The 19,961-nt window shown below is 66.1% G+C and carries 17 protein-coding genes; 7 read left to right on the forward strand and 10 right to left on the reverse strand.

Annotation, left to right across the window (positions count from 1 at the left end; genetic code table 11):
- Nucleotides 1-3 precede the first annotated feature (3 nt).
- Entirely contained in the window at nt 4-873 is an 870-nt protein-coding gene (locus tag U1708_RS07495; RefSeq protein WP_443030010.1) for a tyrosine recombinase XerC, read from the reverse strand.
- A gap of 127 nt (nt 874-1,000) precedes the next feature.
- On the opposite strand from U1708_RS07495, the gene U1708_RS07500 reads away from it, so the two are divergent.
- Both U1708_RS07500 and U1708_RS07505 read left to right on the forward strand, forming a co-directional pair.
- Complete coding sequence (locus U1708_RS07500; protein ID WP_332744271.1) at nt 1,001-2,440, forward strand: diguanylate cyclase domain-containing protein; 1,440 nt, start codon at nt 1,001-1,003, stop codon at nt 2,438-2,440.
- Nucleotides 2,441-2,506: 66 nt separating this feature from the next.
- Nucleotides 2,507-4,678, forward strand: a complete 2,172-nt coding sequence (locus tag U1708_RS07505) for a primosomal protein N' (RefSeq protein WP_332744273.1) — start codon at nt 2,507-2,509, stop codon at nt 4,676-4,678.
- A gap of 231 nt (nt 4,679-4,909) precedes the next feature.
- Here U1708_RS07505 and U1708_RS07510 read toward each other — a convergent pair whose 3' ends face one another.
- From U1708_RS07510 to U1708_RS07530, 5 genes are all read right to left on the reverse strand, one after another.
- Nucleotides 4,910-5,164 carry an ATP synthase F1 subunit epsilon gene (locus U1708_RS07510; protein WP_307086866.1) on the reverse strand — a complete coding sequence of 85 codons (255 nt, stop codon included), beginning with the start codon at nt 5,162-5,164 and terminating at the stop codon, nt 4,910-4,912.
- Nucleotides 5,165-5,297: 133 nt separating this feature from the next.
- Nucleotides 5,298-6,779, reverse strand: a complete 1,482-nt coding sequence (atpD, locus tag U1708_RS07515; RefSeq protein ID WP_056065176.1) for a F0F1 ATP synthase subunit beta — start codon at nt 6,777-6,779, stop codon at nt 5,298-5,300.
- A 17-nt stretch (nt 6,780-6,796) separates the two neighbouring features.
- The gene (locus U1708_RS07520) at nt 6,797-7,702 is read right to left on the reverse strand and encodes a F0F1 ATP synthase subunit gamma (RefSeq protein WP_332744278.1); all 906 of its coding nucleotides are present in this window, start codon (nt 7,700-7,702) and stop codon (nt 6,797-6,799) included.
- 121 nt (nt 7,703-7,823) lie between these two features.
- The gene (gene atpA / locus U1708_RS07525; protein WP_055873607.1) at nt 7,824-9,353 is read right to left on the reverse strand and encodes a F0F1 ATP synthase subunit alpha; all 1,530 of its coding nucleotides are present in this window, start codon (nt 9,351-9,353) and stop codon (nt 7,824-7,826) included.
- 4 nt (nt 9,354-9,357) lie between these two features.
- Complete coding sequence (locus U1708_RS07530) at nt 9,358-9,927, reverse strand: F0F1 ATP synthase subunit delta (RefSeq protein WP_332744280.1); 570 nt, start codon at nt 9,925-9,927, stop codon at nt 9,358-9,360.
- Between the two features lie 333 nt (nt 9,928-10,260).
- On the opposite strand from U1708_RS07530, the gene U1708_RS07535 reads away from it, so the two are divergent.
- Nucleotides 10,261-10,938, forward strand: a complete 678-nt coding sequence (locus U1708_RS07535; RefSeq protein WP_332744282.1) for a dienelactone hydrolase family protein — start codon at nt 10,261-10,263, stop codon at nt 10,936-10,938.
- A gap of 158 nt (nt 10,939-11,096) precedes the next feature.
- Here the strand turns inward: U1708_RS07535 and U1708_RS07540 are convergent, their stop codons facing one another.
- Nucleotides 11,097-11,942: an oxidoreductase gene (locus U1708_RS07540; RefSeq protein WP_332744284.1), complete on the reverse strand. Its 846-nt coding sequence runs from the start codon at nt 11,940-11,942 to the stop codon at nt 11,097-11,099.
- Nucleotides 11,943-12,056: 114 nt separating this feature from the next.
- On the opposite strand from U1708_RS07540, the gene ada reads away from it, so the two are divergent.
- Nucleotides 12,057-13,103, forward strand: coding sequence for a bifunctional DNA-binding transcriptional regulator/O6-methylguanine-DNA methyltransferase Ada (ada, locus tag U1708_RS07545; RefSeq protein ID WP_332744286.1), 1,047 nt, complete (start codon nt 12,057-12,059; stop codon nt 13,101-13,103).
- On the opposite strand, the gene U1708_RS07550 is transcribed toward ada, so the two are convergent.
- The gene (locus U1708_RS07550; RefSeq protein WP_332744288.1) at nt 13,079-14,581 is read right to left on the reverse strand and encodes a S1C family serine protease; all 1,503 of its coding nucleotides are present in this window, start codon (nt 14,579-14,581) and stop codon (nt 13,079-13,081) included. The two genes, ada and U1708_RS07550, sit on opposite strands and share 25 nt — an antisense overlap.
- Nucleotides 14,582-14,725: 144 nt before the next feature.
- On the opposite strand from U1708_RS07550, the gene U1708_RS07555 reads away from it, so the two are divergent.
- Together U1708_RS07555 and U1708_RS07560 are read left to right on the forward strand one after the other, a co-directional pair.
- Nucleotides 14,726-16,276 carry a TadA family conjugal transfer-associated ATPase gene (locus tag U1708_RS07555; RefSeq protein WP_332744290.1) on the forward strand — a complete coding sequence of 517 codons (1,551 nt, stop codon included), beginning with the start codon at nt 14,726-14,728 and terminating at the stop codon, nt 16,274-16,276.
- A gap of 501 nt (nt 16,277-16,777) precedes the next feature.
- Nucleotides 16,778-17,992 (forward strand): hypothetical protein, encoded by a 1,215-nt coding sequence (locus U1708_RS07560; RefSeq protein WP_332744292.1) that lies wholly within the window; start codon nt 16,778-16,780, stop codon nt 17,990-17,992.
- A gap of 128 nt (nt 17,993-18,120) precedes the next feature.
- On the opposite strand, the gene U1708_RS07565 is transcribed toward U1708_RS07560, so the two are convergent.
- Nucleotides 18,121-18,306, reverse strand: coding sequence for a hypothetical protein (locus U1708_RS07565; protein ID WP_307086885.1), 186 nt, complete (start codon nt 18,304-18,306; stop codon nt 18,121-18,123).
- 3 nt (nt 18,307-18,309) lie between these two features.
- Nucleotides 18,310-18,870: a polyhydroxyalkanoate synthesis repressor PhaR gene (gene phaR / locus U1708_RS07570; protein ID WP_332744295.1), complete on the reverse strand. Its 561-nt coding sequence runs from the start codon at nt 18,868-18,870 to the stop codon at nt 18,310-18,312.
- A 77-nt stretch (nt 18,871-18,947) separates the two neighbouring features.
- Between phaR and U1708_RS07575 the strand changes: the two genes are divergently transcribed.
- On the forward strand, nt 18,948-19,943 hold the full coding sequence (locus tag U1708_RS07575; RefSeq protein ID WP_332744297.1) for an alpha/beta fold hydrolase: 996 nt from the start codon (nt 18,948-18,950) through the stop codon (nt 19,941-19,943).
- Nucleotides 19,944-19,961: the final 18 nt, after the last annotated feature.

Raw genomic sequence — 19,961 nt, forward strand, 5'->3', positions numbered from 1 at the left:
ATCTCAGGCCCGCGGATGCGCGTTCCGATACACGTCCATCAGATGCGCCGCGTCGACCTGCGTATAGACCTGAGTCGAGCTCAGGCTCGCATGGCCAAGCAACTCCTGTAGCGCGCGCAGATCCGCCCCCCGCCCCAGCAAATGTGTCGCGAAGCTGTGCCGCAACGCATGCGGCGTAGTCCGCTCGCCGAGACCCAGCCGAGCCCGCGCCATGCGCACCGCGCGACGGATCATCACGGGGGATAGCGGACCGCCCTTCGCACCCCGGAACAGGGGCGTGTCTCGTTCGATCGGCCACGGGGTCTGCGCGGCATAGGCCTCGATCGCCTCCCGCACCTGCGGCAGCAGCGGCACGACGCGCGTCTTGGCGCGCTTGCCGAGCACGCGCACCGTCTCGCCGAGCGGCAGGATGCCACCCGGCAGCGTCAGCGCCTCGCCAATGCGCAACCCTGCGCCGTACAGCAGCAGCAACACCGCCCAGTCACGCGCGCCGATCCACGGCTCGCTGGCATCGTCGGCGACGTCCCCCGCCAAGGCGACCGCCTCGGCGGGCGAGATCGGTCGTGGCAGGCCCCGCTTGACCCGCGGCCCGCGCAACCGCGGCTGTTCGGCGGCCTCGTTCGCCCAGGCGAGGAACCCCCGCACCGCCGACAATTCGCGCGCCGCCGATGCATTGCCGAGGCCATTCTCGCGCCGAAACGCAAGATACCCACGGAGGTCCGCCGCCGTCACTCGCGAGAGGGCGGCGCGATCCACGCGCTCACCCCAATGCCCGTTCAGAAACGCCGTCAGCCGCTCGGCAGCAGCGCGATAGGCGCGAACGGTATGGACCGATCGCCGCCGATCACGCTCGAGATGCGTCGCCCACAGCATCGAGGGTGGCAGCGTTTCGGTCGCGATATCTGTATCAACCTGCATCAGGTCGACAGTAACACCCGGAACAGGCAAACAAAAATTAACCCGATCATTATATTCGAGCCTCATGCCGGCTGTCGATCTCATGACGAACACCTTTTCAGATGAAGCACAACGCGTAGCAGCGCTTCACGCACTTGCATTGCTGGATAGCGAGCCCGAACGCGAATTCGACGCGCTCGTAGCGCTCGCCGCGGAAATGCTGGGTTGCCCTAACGCTCTACTGACGCTCGTCGATAGTGAACGTCTTTGGATAAAAGCCGCAAGCGACGGGGAACGCGGGGAAATCTCGCGCGAAGTCGGCATGTGCAGCTACACGATCCAAAGCCAGTCGCCGCTGGTTATCGAAGATCTGGCGGGCGATATCCGGTTTGCCGCCAATCCCTTCACGCAGCGACCCGATGGCATACGATTCTACGCAGGTGCTCCTGTTCATGCCAAGGACGAACATGGCGAACAATATGCGATCGGTTCGATCTGTGTCGTCGACACTGTCCCGCGTTCGCTGAACGACGCCGGTCGCAAGGCGCTGACGCATCTCGCGACGCTGGCCGAGGCGATGATCGCTGCGCGGTCCGCTGCACGCCAAGCGATCGCGATTGCCACCACCGCCGATCGCCAGGCGGCGGCACTCGCGCGGCAGGACCGCGTGTTCCGGCAGGCGGAGCGAATGGCGGCGATCGGGTCGTGGCGCGTCACGTTGGCCGACGACAAGCTGCAATGGTCGGACGGCGTATACCGTATCCACGGCCTGCCCGTCGGCGACATGCTCGACATGCCCGTCGCGATGGGGTTCTATCCTCCGCACGCGCGCGACGAGTTGAACGCGTCGCTTCGGCAAACGATCGAAACCGGCGCACCGTTCGATATCGAAGTCGACTTCAAGACCGCGCAAGGCGAACAGCGCCGCGTCCGGGTTCTCGGCGAGTGCGAAACCGTCGAGGGCCAGACCGTCGCACTGGTCGGTGTCTTCCAGGACGTGACCGAACGCCACGCGCTCGAGGTCAACCTCCGGCGGTCGGCGAATACGGATTCGCTGACCGGTATAGCCAACCGCGCCGCCTTCGATCGCGCGCTGGACGCCGCGATGACGCGGTCGCATGCGGACGGTACGCCGCTGTTGCTCGCGCTGGTCGATCTCGATGGGTTCAAGGCGATCAACGATACGCTTGGTCATACGGCGGGCGACGACGTGTTGCGCGGCGTCGGCCGGATCTTGAAATCTCCCTGGCTGAAGAACAGCTTTGCCGCACGCGTCGGTGGGGACGAGTTCGCGATTCTGATCGAGGATCCCGGGATGACCGCGAATCCGGAGTATATCTGCAGCAGGCTGGAGGAAGCGTTGCGCTTTCCGATTGCGCTGAACGGTCTCGCGATGGTCAGCGCAGGCACGGTCGGCATCACTGCCCTCGACCGCGATTGCCATTCGCTCCGCGACTTCATCCACCGTGCCGACACGATCCTGTACAAGGCGAAGCGCGCCCGCGTAGGCGAACGCCGCCGGCCGAACCGCAACGCCGCGTAACGTCGCGGCGACCGACCCGACGTAGACGGTTCACGCGGAGTCGATCTGTCCCCATATACCGACACGATGTCGTCCCGCGCCCGTGTCCTGATCCTCAACGCCGCCCTCGGGCCGCTCGATTACCGCGTGCCCGCCGGCATGAGCGTCGAGCCGGGCTCGGTCGTGGTTGCACCGCTGGGGCCAAGGCAGTTGCTCGGCGTGGTGTGGGAGGCCGAGCGGATGCCGTCCGATGCGGAGGTCGGCGACAACCGGTTGCGCAACCTGCTCGCGGTCGCCGACGTGCCGCCGCTGGGGGCGCCGTTGCGGCGGTTGGTCGAATGGACGGCAGATTATTACCTCGCCCCGGCGGCGTCGGTGTTGCGCATGACGCTGGCGTCGACTTCGGCGTTGGAAGGTGCGCGGACCGCCGTCGAGTACCGGGCGACGGGCGTCGTTCCGCCACGCCTCACACCGCAGCGTGAGCAGGCATTAGAGCGGATCGGCGATCGCCAGGGTCTGATCCGCGAACTCGCCATGCTTGCCGAGGTAAGCGACGCGGTGATCCGGGGACTGGCGAAGGTCGGTGCGATCGAGGCGGTCGAGGTCAGTATCGACAGCCCCTACCCCGTGCCCGATCCGCAGTATCACGAGCCGACGCTGTCCGAGGATCAGCGGGCGGCCGCCGATGCTCTGGTGGCGGGTGTGGCAGAGCATGCGTTCCATCCGACGCTGCTCGACGGCGTTACGGGGTCCGGCAAGACCGAAGTGTATTTCGAGGCGGTGGCGCAGGCGATCCGCGACGGGCGCCAGACGCTGGTGCTGCTCCCCGAGATCGCGCTGACCGAGCCGTTCCTCAAGCGCTTCCACGACCGCTTCGGGTGCGAGCCGATCGCGTGGCATTCGGGACTGCGCTCGACCCAGCGGCGGCGGGCCTGGAGGGCGATCGCCAGTGGTGAGGCGCTGGTGACGGTGGGCGCGCGCTCGGCCCTGTTCCTGCCGTACCGCGACCTCGGGCTGATCGTTGTCGACGAGGCGCACGAGACCAGTTTCAAGCAGGAAGAGGGCGTGCATTATCATGCGCGCGACGTGGCTGTGATGCGGGGCAAATTTGAGTGCTGTCCGGTCATCCTCGCCTCCGCCACGCCGGCGATCGAGACGCGGCAACAGGTCGCGACGGGGCGGTACGCGGAGTTGAAGCTCCCCGGCCGGTTCGGGGCGGCAGAGATGCCGACGATCGAGCCTATCGATCTCATCAAGGAGCCGCCCGAGCGGGGTCGCTGGCTGGCGCCACGACTCGTGAAGGCGATGCAGGCGACGCTGGAGCGGCGCGAGCAGTCGTTGTTGTTCCTCAACCGGCGGGGGTATGCGCCGCTGACGTTGTGCCGGACGTGCGGGCATCGGTTCCAGTGCCCCAATTGCACCGCGTGGATGGTCGAGCATCGCCTGACGCGGCGGTTGGCTTGCCATCATTGCGGGCACGCCGAACCGACGCCGCGCGTGTGTCCGGAGTGCAAGGGCGAGGATACGCTGGTCGCGTGCGGTCCCGGTGTGGAGCGGATCGCTGACGAGGTGACAGCGCTGTTCCCCGAGGCGAAAACGGCCGTGGTCACGTCGGACACGATCTGGTCGCCCGCCAAAGCCGCGGAGTTCGTCGGGCGGATGGAGGCGGGCGACATCGACATCGTCGTCGGTACGCAGCTCGTGACGAAAGGATATCACTTCCCCAACCTGACGCTGGTCGGCGTGGTCGACGCGGACCTAGGTCTCGATGGCGGCGACCTCAGAGCGGCGGAGCGGACGTTCCAGCAGATCCGGCAGGTATCGGGCCGCGCGGGGCGGGGCGAGAAGCCCGGACACGTGTTCATCCAGACTCACAGCCCTGGTGCGCAAGTGATGCAGGCGCTGATTACCGGTGACGCGGATGCGTTCTACGCTGCGGAGACCGATGCGCGGAAGGATGCGGGGGCGCCGCCGTTCGGACGTTACGCGGCGATCGTGGTGTCGTCGGAGGATCAATCCTGCGCGCACGATACGGCGAAGCTGGTGGGGCGGAGTGCGCCCGAGGTTGAGGGCATGCACGTGTACGGGCCTGCACCGGCACCGTTGGCGATGTTGCGGGGGCGACACCGGTATCGGCTGCTGGTCCATGCGCGGCGGGCACTGGATGTGCAGGACGTTATTCGGGAATGGCTGGGGAAGCTGGACTGGCCGTCCAAGGTGCGAGTGACGGTGGACGTCGACCCTTATAATTTCTTGTAAGGGCGGGGCTCCGACCCCCGCGAGGTAGTGCCACCCCGGCGGAGGCCGGGGCCCAATTGGGGGACGCAGATGATGTGCGCCGCTTCGTTACTTCGACCGTTCCAATTGGGCCCCGGCCTTCGCCGGGGTGGAAGCAGAAAAGTGAGAACTAGGGTTGCTCACCCGCGAAGGCGAGTGCCCAGTCTGGGTCCCCGCCTTCGCGGGGAAACACTCTTAGTTCAGTTGCAGAACTTACTCGCCGGCGTGCTCGGCGAGGACGGTCAGGCCCTTGGCGTTGACCTCTGCGAAGCCGCCCTTGATCGCGATGACCTCGGGGGTGCCGTTCTCCGTGCGGAAGATCTGGACGCCACCGTCGCGGACCGTCGACATGAAAGGCGCGTGGCCTTCGAGGACGCCGAAATCGCCTTCGGTGCCGGGGACGACGACCATGTAGACCTCCTCCGAGCGGACGAGCTTTTCTGGCGTGACGAGTTCGAAATGTAGCATGTCTGGGTCTCACTCCCCTCCCGCGTGCGGGAGGGGCCGGGGGTGGGCTCGCGCTAACAGCGTCGCGCGACGTGGAGAGCGGGTGCCCACCCCCCAGCCCCCTCCCGCTTGCGGGAGGGGGAGCAATTGGAAGTTAAGCTTCCGCGGCCATCTTTTCGGCCTTGGCAACGGCTTCGTCGATGCCGCCGACCATGTAGAACGCCGCCTCGGGGAGGTGATCATACTCGCCCTCGACCACCGCCTTGAACGACCGGACCGTATCCTCGAGCTGGACGAACTTGCCGCTGATGCCGGTGAAGACCTCGGCGACGTGGAACGGCTGGCTCAGGAACTTCTGGATCTTACGCGCACGCTGGACGGTGAGCTTATCCTCTTCCGACAGCTCGTCCATGCCCAGAATCGCGATGATGTCCTGCAGCGACTTGTACTTCTGTAACGTCGACTGAACGGCACGCGCGGTGTCGTAATGCTCCTGACCGACGACGCGTGGCTCGAGCAGACGCGAGGTCGAGTCGAGCGGATCGACTGCCGGGTAGATGCCCAGCTCCGAGATCGCACGGTTGAGGTTGGTCGTGGCGTCCAAGTGAGCGAACGACGTCGCAGGCGCCGGATCGGTAAGATCGTCGGCCGGCACGTACACGGCCTGCACGGAAGTGATCGACCCCTTGTTGGTCGACGTGATTCGCTCCTGCAGCGCGCCCATGTCGGTCGACAGCGTCGGCTGATAGCCCACCGCCGACGGGATACGGCCGAGCAGTGCAGACACCTCTGCGCCCGCCTGCGTGAAGCGGAAGATGTTGTCGACGAAGAACAGCACGTCCTGGCCTTCGACGTCGCGGAAATATTCGGCGATCGTCAGGCCAGACAGCGCGACGCGGGCACGCGCGCCTGGCGGCTCGTTCATCTGGCCGAATACGAGCGCGACCTTCGAGCCCTCCGACTGCGGATTGCCGTCGGCATCCTTGGCGATTACGCCTGCGTCGAGGAACTCGTGGTACAGATCGTTACCCTCGCGGGTACGCTCGCCGACGCCGGCGAACACCGAGGTGCCGCCGTGGCCCTTGGCGATGTTGTTGATCAGCTCCTGGATCAGCACGGTCTTGCCGACGCCGGCGCCGCCGAACAGGCCGATCTTGCCGCCCTTTGCATACGGCGCGAGCAGATCGATGACCTTGATGCCCGTGACCAGAATCGCGCTCTCGGTCGACTGGTCGACGAACAGCGGTGCCGAGGCGTGGATCGGTGCGGTCGTCTCTGCGCCGACCGGACCGCGCTCGTCGATCGGCTCGCCGATGACGTTGAGAATGCGGCCGAGCGTCTTCGGGCCGACCGGAACGCGGATCTGCGAGCCGGTGTCGGTGACGGTCTGGCCGCGGGTCAGACCCTCGGTGGCGTCCATCGCGATCGTGCGAACGGTGTTCTCGCCGAGATGCTGCGCGACTTCGAGGACGAGCCGGTTGCCGTTATTGTCGGTTTCGAGCGCCGACAGAATGGCGGGCAAATTGTCGGGGAAATGCACGTCGACGACCGCACCGATGACCTGCGAGATGCGGCCGGTGTTGTTGGTGGCCTTGGGGGCGAGCGTGGTTCCGAGGGTCTCTGGGGCGGTTGCCATTGTCTGCTTCCTTGGACTTACTTGAGCGCTTCGGCGCCCGAGATGATTTCGACCAGCTCGGTCGTGATCGCGGCTTGGCGGGTACGGTTATACTGGATCGAGAGACGCGTGATCATGTCGCCGGCATTGCGCGTGGCGTTGTCCATCGCGTTCATGCGCGAACCCTGCTCCGACGCCGCGTTTTCGAGCAGCGCGCGGAAAATCTGGATCGCGACGTTGCGCGGCAGGAGATCGGCGAGGATCGCTTCCTCGTCGGGCTCATACTCGGTCACGGCTTCGGCGGGCGCGTTGGCCCCATTTGCCTTTGCGCCTTCGGCACCGGGGACGGACGAAATCGGAACGGGCACGATCTGGATGCCGGTCGGAACCTGCACCAGCGCCGACACGAACTTCGCATAGAACAGATGGGCGACGTCGAACTGACCCTCGCCGAAGCGCTTGATCAGGTCTTCGGAGATCTCCTGCGCATCGCTGAACGCGAGCTTCTTGATTTGCCCCATCTCGTGGTCCGCGAGGATGTCGTTCGGGAAGAAGCGCTTGATCACGCGCCCCTTCTTGCCGGCGACGTAGAACTTCACGGTCTTGCCGGCCGCGATCAGCTCCTCGGCCTTGCGACGTGCCGCGCGGACGATGTTGGTGTTGAACGCACCCGCGAGGCCACGCTCCGACGTCGCGATGACGATCAGGTGGACCTGGTCCTTGCCGGTGCCCGCGAGCAGCGGCGAAGCGCCCGGCGCGATGCCGACACGCCCCGCGAGGCTCGCCATCACCGCTTCGAGGCGCTCGGCATAGGGACGCCCGGCTACCGCCGCGTCCTGCGCACGGCGCAACTTCGCAGCGGCGACCATCTTCATCGCCTTGGTGATCTTCTGCGTCGACTTCACCGAGCCGATGCGGATCTTGAGGGCCTTAAGTGATGCCATCGTCTCTTCCTGCTCCCTCGCCCCTCCGGGGAGAGGGTTGGGGTGAGGGGCTGCCAGGGGCGGCACCTCGCGGTACTGCCCCTCACCCCGACCCTCTCCCCGCAGGGGAGAGGGAGTTTACTTAAGCGAACGTCTTTGCGAACGCTTCGAGCGCTGCCTTCAGCTTGTCCTTCGCCTCGTTACCCAGGTCGCGGGTATCGCGGATCAGCTTCAGCACGTCGGCGTGGTTCGCGCGCATATCGGCCAGCAGCGCCTGCTCGTAGCGGGTCACGTCGGCGACGGGCACCTTGTCGAGATAGCCGCTGGTGCCGGCGAAGATCGACACTGTCTGCTCCTCGAACGGCAGCGGCGAGAACTGTGCCTGCTTCAGCAGCTCGGTTAGGCGCGCACCACGGTTGAGCAGCTTCTGCGTCGACGCGTCGAGATCCGACCCAAACTGCGCGAACGCGGCCATCTCGCGGTACTGCGCCAGCTCGAGCTTGATCGAGCCCGACACCTTCTTCATCGCCTTGGTCTGAGCGGCCGAACCGACGCGGCTCACCGACAGACCGACGTTGATCGCCGGACGCACGCCCGAGAAGAACAGGTCGGTCTCGAGGAAGATCTGGCCGTCGGTGATCGAGATCACGTTGGTCGGGATGTACGCCGAAACGTCGCCCGCCTGCGTCTCGATGATCGGCAGCGCGGTCAGCGAGCCGCCGCCATTCGCGTCCGACATCTTCGCCGCACGCTCGAGCAGGCGGCTGTGGAGATAGAACACGTCGCCCGGATACGCCTCACGGCCCGGCGGACGACGCAGCAGCAGCGACATCTGGCGATAGGCGACCGCCTGCTTCGACAGATCGTCGTAGCAGATCAGCGCGTGCATGCCGCGATCGCGGAAATACTCGCCCATCGCGACACCGGTGTAGGGCGCGAGATACTGGAGCGGTGCGGGGTCCGACGCAGTCGCGGCGATGACGATGGTGTATTCCATCGCGCCATTCTCTTCGAGCGTCTTGACCAGCTGTGCCACGGTCGAGCGCTTCTGGCCGATCGCGACATAGACGCAATACAGCTTCTTCGACTCGTCGTCGCCGGCGTTGGCGATCTTCTGGTTGATGAACGCGTCAATCGCGACGGCAGACTTGCCGGTCTGGCGATCGCCGATGATCAACTCGCGCTGGCCACGGCCGACGGGGACGAGTGCGTCGATCGCCTTGAGCCCGGTCTGGACCGGCTCGCTGACCGACTGGCGCGGAATGATGCCCGGTGCCTTGACCTCGACGCGGCTGCGCTCGGTGGTGTGGATCGGACCCTTGCCGTCGATCGGGTTGCCGAGACCATCGACCACGCGGCCGAGCAGCTCCTTGCCGATCGGCACGTCGACGATCGTGCCGGTGCGCTTGACGATGTCGCCTTCCTTGATCTCGGAATCGCTCCCGAAGATCACGACGCCGACGTTATCGGCCTCGAGGTTGAGCGCCATGCCCTGCACGCCGTTCGAGAATTCGACCATCTCGCCGGCCTGGACGTTGTCGAGGCCGAAGATGCGCGCGATGCCGTCGCCGACGCTCAGCACCTGGCCGGTCTCGCTGACCTGGGCCTCGGTACCGAAATTGGCGATCTGATCCTTGATGATCTTCGAGATTTCTGCGGCGCGGATATCCATTAGCTTAGCCCTTCATCGCGTGCGCGAGAGTGTTGAGACGCGTCTTGATCGACGAATCGATCATCTGGCTGCCGACGCGGACGACGAGTCCACCCAGCAACGATGGGTCGACGCTGAGGTCGACGGAAACTTCACGGCCGACCCGCTGGCGGAGCTGATGCTTCAGCTCGATCACCTGCTCGTCGGTCAGCGGATGCGCGGACGTCACCTCGGCCGCGATTTCGCCGCGATGCTGCGCGGCAAGTGTCCGGAATGCCTTGATGATCTTCGGCATCGCGCCCAGCCGGTGGTTCTCGGCGAGGACACCGAGGAAGCTCTTGGTAGTCGCATCGACACCGAGTTCGTCGGCGACCGCGGATACCGCCTTCACGGCGGCGCCACGCGACACCATCGGGCTGGACGTGAGCGTACGGAAGTCTTCCGACTGCGTCAGCGCGTCGCGCACGTTCGCCAGGCTCGACTCGACCGCGTCGATCGTCTTCGCGTCACGTGCCAGTTCGAACAGGGCCAGCGCATAACGCCCGCCCAAGCTCGCCTGAATAGCGCCGCCGACATTACCGGGGGATGTCTCCACGGACCTTTGAATCCTCGCCTGAAACCGAAAATAGTGCCGCCCCATGGGGGAAGAGGGCGCGAAAGCACCTCTCATGGGACGCGGCGCGGGTAGCATCGGGTTCGCGGATTGGCAACCCGGCCGGAGGGTCGGGGCGAGCGGTTTGTGACTGTTTTGTCATTCGCCGAAGGTTGGAAGGCTCCAACCTCGCCCCTCGCCGTCATCCCCGCGCAGGCGGGGATCCAGATACTCAGGACCCGGCGCTTTCACCGCACGGTCTGCCACTATGGGTTCCCGCCTCCGCGGGAATGACGATAATGGTGACGAATTGGATCACACGGCGAGGACGAGAGAATGACCGGCACGATGGAAACGATGACGATGTCCGACGGCGCGAGCGTCGCGGTCTATCACGCGCAGCCGACCGGCGAGCGCCGCGGTGGCCTCGTACTGGTGCAGGAAATCTTCGGCGTGACCGACCACATCCGCGACCTCTGCGACGAATACGCCGCCGACGGTTACGAGGTGCTGGCACCGGCGCTGTTCGATCGCGAGCACCCTGGCTTCGAGGCGGACTATTCGGGTGATGGCCTCGCGCGTGGTGTCGAACTTGCGCGCCAGCTTCACCCGTTCGATCTGTCGCTGAAGGACGTCCAGACTTGCATCGACACGCTCGCCCCCGCCGGGCCGGTGTTCGTGGTCGGCTATTGCTATGGCGGTTCGGTCGCGTGGTTCGCGTCCACCAAACTGACCGGCGTCGCGGCGGCGAGCGGCTATTACGGGAGCATGATCCCCGCCGCGGCGGACGAGGAGCCGAAGGTACCCGTGATCCTCCACTTCGGTCGTCACGACCACGGCATCCCGATGGAGGGGGTCGAGCAGGTCATCGCCAAGGATTGGCCCAACGCGACGGTGTATGTCTACGAGGCGGGCCACGGGTTCAACTCGGACCGCCGGAAGGATTATCACGAGCCTAGTGCGGACCTGGCGAAGCAGCGCACGCTGGAGCTGTTCCGGGCGAATGGGGGCTGAGCGCTCTTACTTCTGCGCCCCTCCCTGAAAGGGAGGGGTTGGGGGTGGGTCGGTTTCCGCATATCCGAGCGGTTGCGACCAAAGCCGGCCTACCCACCCCCAGCCCCTCCCTTCCAGGGAGGGGAGCAAGGAGCGCTAACTCCTCCAGCAAGCAGCGCTCACTCCGCCGGAAAGTCGGCTCCAAGGCTGTCCGCCTTATACGCCTCGATCTCCTTCAACCGAGCCGCCATCTTCTCGACGACCGCATCATACCCCCAGCGCCCCAGCACCAGATGCCGCGGCGGATTCGCATCTTCGGTCAGTGCGATCATCGCCTCGCCCGCCCGTACCGGATCGCCGGCCTGCGTCCCGCTGACCTCGCGCGTGCTGTCGAGCCGCTTGCCCGCCGTCTCGGCATAATCCGCGATTGCCACCGGCGTCTGCTTCAGCGAACGCCCCGCCCAGTCCGTCCGGAACGGCCCCGGCTCGACGCAGGTCACATTGATTCCCAGCGGCTTGACCTCGGCGAGCAGCGCGTCGGAGAAGCCCTCCACCGCATGCTTCGACGCGGCATAATAGCCCGAGCCCGGAAATCCGACCAACCCGGCGACCGACGTGATGTTGATCACATGCCCGCTCTTCTGTGCCCGCATGATCGGCAGCACCGCGCGGGTCAGCGCAAACAAGCCGAACACGTTCGCATCGAACTGCGCGCGAATCTCGGCATCCTCGCCCTCCTCGATCGACGCCTGATACCCATAGCCCGCATTGTTCACGAGCACGTCGATCCGCCCGAATTTGGCCTTGGCCTGCGCGACCGCATCGTCGATCTGAGACTGATCGGTGACGTCGAGCGACACCGCGAGTGCGCGATCCTCGGCACCCTCCGCAAGATCGGCCACCCGCCCCGCATCCCGCGCGGTAACCACCGCGCGCCAACCGCGCGCGAGCACGAGCTTGGCGAGTTCGCGACCGAAACCGGTCGAGCAGCCGGAAATGAACCAGACGGGCGTGTCGGAGGCCATGAGACATCTTTCGTTATGGGGTATGCACGGAAGAACGGCCGGGCCGCCCATTCGGGTCCGCTTTGATCGCAAGCCGCGGGATGCGCGCGCGTCGCGACCGGCTATACCGATCCAATGAGCACCGCCCCCGACGACGACACCGCCTGGACCGCGTTCGAGCGCCGCGACCGCGCATGGGACGGCCGGTTCGTGGTTGGTGTGAAGACCACCGGCATCTACTGCAAGCCAAGCTGCCCCGCGCGCCATCCCAAGCGCGAGAACGTTACCTTCCACACCGACGCAGCCAGCGCCCGCGCCGCCGGCTTTCGCGCGTGCCTGCGCTGCACCCCCGATGATGTCGGCCGCGACCGAATCGCCGTGGCTGCCGCCGTCGCGCTGCTCGAAGCCGCCGAGGACCGCCTCTCGCTCGACGCGGTCGCGGCACACGTCGGCTATGCGCCGCATCATTTCCACCGCCTGTTCAAGCGCGCCACCGGCGTCACGCCCGCCGCGTATGCCCGCGCCCTGCGCACCGGCCGTGCGGCCGACGCCTTATCGGAGGATACGACCGTGACCGAAGCGATCTACGACGCCGGCTATTCCGCCCCGAGCCGCTTCTACGAGGCCGACGCGAAACGGCTCGGCATGGCCCCCAGCGCCTGGGCACGCGGCGGCGAAGGCGTCACGATCCGCTGGACGGTCGCCGACACAAGCCTCGGCGCACTGTTCGTCGCCGCCACCGACAAGGGCCTGTGCCGCGTATCCTTCGACGAGGATGCCGAAGAGCTCCGACGCCGCTTCCCCAACGCCCATATCGAGCAGGGCGACAAATCGCTTGCCGAGCTAGCCGCGCAAGTCGTTGCCGCCGTAGAGTCCCCCGAACGCGACCACAACCTCCCGCTCGACGTCAGAGGCACCGCGTTCCAGGAAGCGATCTGGCAAGCCTTGCGCACCATCCCGATCGGCGAAACCCGCACCTACAGCGAACTCGCAGCGCTCGCCGGCCGCCCCGCCGCGGTCCGCGCCGCCGGCACCGCGTGCGGACAGAACCCGGTCTCGATCGTCATCCCCTGCCACCGCGCACAACGCGTCGGCGGCGCGCTAGGCGGCTACGCGTACGGGCTCGATCGCAAGCGTGCGCTGCTGGCGGCGGAAGCTCAGCGCGCCGACTTGCAGGAATAGACCAGCTTCTCGTTCGGTAGCGGCGGCAACACCGCGCGGACCGCCGCCTGCTGCCCGGCGAGCCGTGCCAGCGCGGCATCGTCCATGTTGCAGACGTTCGTCACGACACCCCGCGCGGTCCGCGCCGCGTCCATTCCCGCCGCCGACAGCAAATAGCGCGTGTTCGAATAGATCCGCGTCGCCGGATCGAACGACAGGACGGATACGGTCTGCTCTGCATCGGGCACCAGCACGCGGTCCCAGCGGCTGTTCGCACCGACATACTGCGTCTTGCCGTTCATGCAGCCCTTGGCACCCCAGTCGATCGGCACGTCCTCGCTGGACGAGATCGTGATCCGGCTTCGCTCCGGGATCAACGTGCAGATCAGCTTGCCGAGCGCGGCATCCGGCGTCGATATCCGCGTCTTGGGCAGCGCGGACAGCGGCACGTCGACTTCGCCCGAAGGCCGCAGCACGAACACGACGATCGCGACCAACACGCTCAGTCCGCCGATACCCAGCGCCCACACCGCCTGCCGCCGCTGGCCGCGCGATTCGAGCAACCCCGCGCTCCCGATCACCAGCGCTCCCGCCACCAGCAGCAGCCCGGCAATCGCCATGACGTTCTCGCGCGCGCGTCCCGCCTCGGTCCGCGCCTTCTCCAGTGCAATCTCGCGAGTCATCGCATCCTGCGTCGCCGCATCGCGCCTGGCGGATGCAGCGTCGGCTGTCGCCCGCGCATCCGCGTCGGCATCCTGACGCAAGCGATCCTCGATCGACGTACAGCCTGTCCCGATCGACGCGTAAGGCTGTTTCGCATCACGCAGGAAGCCGGCCAGCTCGGTATCCGCGATCGCGAAGCCGAACGTCGAATCGCCCTCTTCGCCGCGCGTGATCGCCGAGTTCACCCCGATCACCCGCCCGCAACGATCGAGTAGAGGACCACCCGAATTACCGCGCGCGATGCTCGCCGTGTGCAGCAGAACCTCGACGTTGCTCAGCACGCGCCGCCCGGAAAGCACGCCTTCCGACCGTACCGGCGTCATCGGCCGGATGTAATCGGCCGCCGATCGCGCGGTTGCCAGGTCGACGTTGCCCGGGAAGCCGAGCGACACCACCGCATCGCCCTCGCTCATCGGCCCGGTATAGAGCGCGCTCGGCGGCAGGCGCGCGCCGGTGAACTCGATCAGCGCCAGGTCGCGCTGCGAATCATACGCGATCACCTTGCCCTGGTAGGATTTGCTGCCCTCGGTCGGGACGATGCCGACGACGACGTTGTCGGGGTAACGCTCGGCAAGATCGACGACGTGCGCGTTGGTGACGATCCGGTTGGGGGCAATCGCGAAGCCGCTGCCATGACCGAAGCCGACCACCTGGTCGTCGACCACCGCGATCGTGACGACGCGCACCACGCCGCGCCCGGCGGCGGCGATGTCGTCGGCCGATGCCGAGCTGGCCAACCCGAAGGTGAGCGCGAAAAGTAGCAGCAGGCGGATCATGCGCCTGCCTTCGGAGAGTTCGCGGCGGCGATCAACCCTGACCATCGCACCGCACGACACCGGCCCTTTCACGTGCCTGTTTTGGTTAGCAAATTATCAAGTCTTCGCGCCTAACCCGGTGGGCATTCATCCAGGGACACAGGCATGAGCGCATTCGGGCGTCGTAATGGCATCGGCGGGGGGCAGCCGGCTCGTCCCGCATTCGGCGTCGCGCGTCCGATGCAGGGAAGCTCAATCCCGGGCGGCAGTCCCGTGGCGCGCGCCGAACCCGAAGGCGGCGCGCAATTCCCGCCGATCGACTCGCTGCCGATGCCCGGCGAAACCGAAGGCTTCGGCCCCGGCACGATGCCCGCCGGCCAACTCGACGCGATGCAGCGCCTGTCCGACCGCCAGAATGCAAGCGGCGAGGCCGCCAACAGCCGGACCGAGGGCTTCGAACAGTCGATCCACAAGATCAAGGAACAGGTCCTCCCGCGCCTGCTCGAACGCGTCGATCCGGAGGCGGCGGCAACGCTCAACAAGGACGAGCTGGCCGAGGAATTTCGCCCGATCATCGGCGAAGTGCTCGCCGAGCTGAAGCTGACGCTCAACCGCCGCGAACAGTTCGCGCTGGAAAAGGTCCTGGTCGACGAACTGCTCGGGCTCGGGCCGTTGGAAGAGCTGCTGGCGGATCCGAACATCACCGACATCATGGTGAACGGCCCCGACCAGACCTATGTCGAGCGCAAAGGCAAGCTTGAACTCGCCCCGATCCAGTTCCGCGACGAGGAGCATCTGTTCCAGATCGCCCAGCGGATCGTGAACTCGGTCGGCCGCCGCGTCGACCAGACTACGCCGCTTGCCGATGCCCGCCTGAAGGATGGCTCGCGCGTCAACGTGATCGTCCCGCCGCTGAGCTTGCGCGGCACCGCGATCTCGATCCGTAAGTTCTCGGCAAAACCGATCACGCTCGACATGATGGCAGGCTTTGGGTCGATGTCGCCGAAGATGGCCACCGCGCTGAAGATCGCCGGCGCATCGCGTTTCAACGTCGTGATCTCGGGCGGCACCGGTTCGGGCAAGACGACGATGCTCAACGCGCTGTCGAAGATGATCGACCCCGGCGAACGCGTGCTGACGATCGAGGACGCCGCCGAGCTTCGCCTGCAACAGCCGCACTGGCTTCCGCTCGAAACCCGCCCGGCCAATCTGGAGGGCCAGGGCGAGATCAGCATCCGCGACCTCGTCAAGAACGCGCTGCGTATGCGTCCCGACCGGATCATCCTCGGCGAAATTCGTGGCGCCGAGTGTTTCGACATGCTCGCGGCGATGAACACCGGTCACGACGGATCGATGTGCACCCTCCACGCCAACTCTCCGCGCGAGGCGCTGGCGCGTATGGAGAACATGGTGATGATGTCCGACATCAAGGTGCCGAAGGAAGCGATCTCGCGCCAGATCGCCGACTCGGTCGAGCTGATCATCCAGGTGAAGCGCCTGCGCGACGGCTCGCGCCGGGTGACCAACATCACCGAGGTTATCGGGATGGAGGGCCCGGTGATCGTCACGCAGGAGCTGTTCAAGTTCGAGTATATGGACGAGTCGGCGGACGGGAAGATCCTGGGCGAATACCGGTCGATGGGATTGCGACCGTACACGCTGGAGAAGGCCAAGCAGTTCGGGTTCGACCAGGCGTATCTGGAGGCGTGCCTATAGCGGATGCCTATGTTGGCGCCCACCTCCCCGATAGAAACGGCTGCGGCCGCCCAGGCTAAGGTTTCGACCCCGGCGGAGGCCGGGGCCCAGTTGGGGAACGGAATTGGCTGCGGGCGACGCTTTGTTACTCCCACCTTTCCAACTGGGCCCCGGCCTCCGCCGGGGTGGTGACCATTGCCAGCGTTGCACACATCCTGAGTTGATCTTTGCTGGCTGTTATCAGTCGCGCAATATTGATCGAGGCAAGCACCCGTCTACCGTTCCCTCGCGAACGCGGGGGTCCAGGAGCCACGAACACCGACACCCGTGACCCTGGGCTCCCGCCTTTGCGGGAGAACAAGGATTGTTGGGCCGAGCCAGCAGAGTCCCATCGAAAGAAAGCTTACAGCGCGCAATCGAGCCGGTCCTGCCGAAGAATCTAGCATCCCGACCCTCACCCGACCCCGCCTGGACCAAGCGCCCGCTTGTACCGATCCCCCGACCCGCTAGGGACAAGCCGACATGCGCCGCGCCCTCTTCACGCTCGTCCCGCTGCTGGCGGTCCTCATCGTTTCCGCGCGCGAGCCCGCGAAACCCGTCGCCAGCATCTCCCCCGCAGCACGCGACCGCGGCGTCTACTACCTCGCCGACGATGCCGAAGCCCACTGGGTGCCCTTCGATCTCACCCCCGGCAATCAGATGCGCTTCACGATGCAGCTCGAAGGCCGCGCGGTCACGGCGATCCTCGATACCGGCGTCAGCTACACCTTACTCGCCAAGGCCTCTCCCGCTGTCGACACCACCAAGCTCGTCGCCGGCGGCAGTGCGCGCGCGATCGGCGGGTCGGTCGAGCTGGGCTGGATGCCGACCCGGACGCTCGCGATCGGCGGCCTTGCTCGAACCGGCGGCGGGGTCACCGTCACCGATCTTCCCGCGATCGCCACCGGTAGCGCCTCGGCAGTGGACCTGCTCGTCGGCGCGGACCTGTTGGCTGGGCATGCGCTCGACATAGATTACGCGGCGCATCGTTTCCGCCTGCTCCCCTCAGGCCGCCTTCCGTTCAAGGGCGCGACGGCGCCGCTACGCCTTTCTACCGAACGCAGCGTCTACGAAAGCGTCGCGACGCTGGGCCGTCGGCGACTGACGCCGATGATCGTCGACACCGGCGACGGGTCCTCGGTCACGGTCACGGCGGCGGGCTGGAAGGCGGCGGCGCTGACCGTCCCATCGACCACGGCAATTTCGTTCGGGCTCGCCGGGCCGGCGGTCAGCGGCCTTGCGATCGTTCCCGAGCTTCGCGTCGGCGAACTCACGGCGCGCTCCACCGAAGTCCGGATCGAACCCGCGGGCGGCTTCTCGCAAGCGATCGGCGCTGCCGGTCGGATCGGGTCGGGCTTCCTCCAGAACTACCGAGTGCTGCTCGATCCTGGTGCGCGCCGCATGGTGTTTAGCCGCAGCAACGATGCCGATACGCCGCCGCTTCGCTCGACCAGCGGATTGCTCGTCGGTATCGAAAAGGAGCGCCTGAAAGTCCTCCATGTCATGCGCGGCGGCCCTGCGGCGGCGTCCGGCTGGAAAGACGGCGACCTGATCTGCACGATCGACGGCACGCGTATCACTAGCGGCTATGCGACCAGTCCGCTCGCGTCCTGGTCGGCGGGCAAACCCGGCCGTGTCGTTACGCTCGGCCTGTGCGACGGCACGATACGGCCACTGACGCTCCGGCGCTTTTACTAGGGCGAACCGGAAAGCCCCCCAATCTTGGACGAGACAACATTGGGGACGAAAGCTTTACCGCTAGTCGCCGCGTAAGGCGCGCACGGTCTAACCCAGCCCACCGGTCAATCGGCTAGAACGAGCAAGCCTCAAGTCTTGAACGCAAGCCCGACCGTGACCGCCAGCCCGATCAGCGCAAGCATTTGGACGGTCGGCCAGTCCACCCAGCCTACCGAATCCGGATCGCGCCGCCGTCGCCGTCTGCGCTCGCCCAGCCCGGCGACGACGGCCAGCGCGGCCAGTCCGCCGCTCGCACTCCACAACACGGGACTCATCGTTCAGCCGAGCTTCTCGACCTTTTCCTGCAGTTTCGCGAGTTCGCTGCGCAATGCCGCGATCTCGTCGTCCTTGCTGGCGGCGGGTGCGGCTGCGGGTGCTGCTGCGGGTGTGGGGGCGGGCGGCGTCATCGCCTGTGCCGCCACGTCGAACATCGCGAGGTTGCGCTTGGCGATATCGGCGAACGGCGAGTTCGCGAAGGCACCCTCGACGGCCGACTTGAACTGGTCGTGGTTCCGACGGAAGCTGTCCATCGACGCTTCCAGATAGCCAGGCACCATCGTCTGCATCGAGTCACCGTACATCGAGATCAGCTGGCGCAGGAAATTCACCGGCATCATCGTCTCGCCGCGGCTCTCTTCTTCCATGATGATCTGCGTCAGGACGTTATGCGTGATGTCCTCGTCCGTCTTCGCATCGACCACCTTGAAGTCGCGGCCTTCGCGGGTCATCGTCGCCAGATGATCCAGCGTGATGTAGGATGAAGACTCGGTGTTATAGAGCCGCCGATTGGCGTATTTCTTGATGATGACGATTCCGTCGGCAGCCGGTTGCTTCTTCATGGATCCCCCGTCTTATGTTTGAAACAGAGGCTACAGTCTTTGATGACGCACCGCAACACGGTCCAAGACCCCTGCCCTTGTTCCTGTCCGTGCTGCGCAGCGAGACCGCAGCATCGCCCGAACGGATGGCCCGCGCCCTAGCGGGTTTGCGCGCCTATCAGGCCGCACCGCGAGAGAAACGCCCCGACCCGAAGCCTGTGATTCACCGTGCCGGCCGCGTCTCGTTACGCGATTACGGCGGCGAAGGTCGTCCCCTCGTGTTCGTCCCCTCGCTGATAAATCCGCCCGATATCCTCGATCATTCGCCTGAGTCTTCGCTGGTGCAATGGATCGCTGCGCAGGGGTTTCATGCCTGGCTGATCGACTGGGGATCGCCCGGCACCGAGGACCGCGACCTCGACCTGGCGGCGCATGTCGAGCGGTTGCTGGTCCCGCTGCTCCAGGCGCTGCCCGAGCCGCCGGTGTTGATCGGCTATTGCCTCGGCGGGACGCTAGCGCTCGGTGCTGCGGCGATCACGCCGACCGCCGGAGTCGCGACGATCGCCGCCCCCTGGCATTTCGAGGGCTACGGTGAAGGCCGCCCGACACTCGCCGATACCTGGGCCGCCGTTCAACCCGCCGCGACGATGCTCGGCCTGCTGCCGATGGAAGTCCTGCAAGCCGGCTTCTGGCAACTCGACCCGACACGCACCATCGCGAAATACGAAATGTTCGCCGACCTTGCCCCCGACAGCGACGCAGCGCGCGCGTTCGTCCGACTCGAGGACTGGGCGAACGCAGGCCCCCCCCTCCCCTACGCCGCCGCCGCCTCGCTGTTCGAGGACTGCATCGCCAACGACCTCCCCGGCAAAGGTGAATGGACGATCGCCGGCACACCGGTCGATCCGCTCGCTTTCGCTTGCCCGACCGTCGAATTCGTCTCGCTGACCGACCGTATCGTCCCCGCCGCCACCGCGATCGGCCTGGCCGACCGCCGCGATCTCGGCGCAGGCCATGTCGGGATGGTCGTCGGTCGCCGTGCCCGCGCGCAGCTCTGGGAACCGTTAGCCAACTGGATCACGGCGCTCGGCTGACCTACATGGGATCCAAAC

The sequence above is a fragment of the Sphingomonas arabinosi genome (assembly GCF_036663715.1).
GTDB lineage: Bacteria > Pseudomonadota > Alphaproteobacteria > Sphingomonadales > Sphingomonadaceae > Sphingomonas.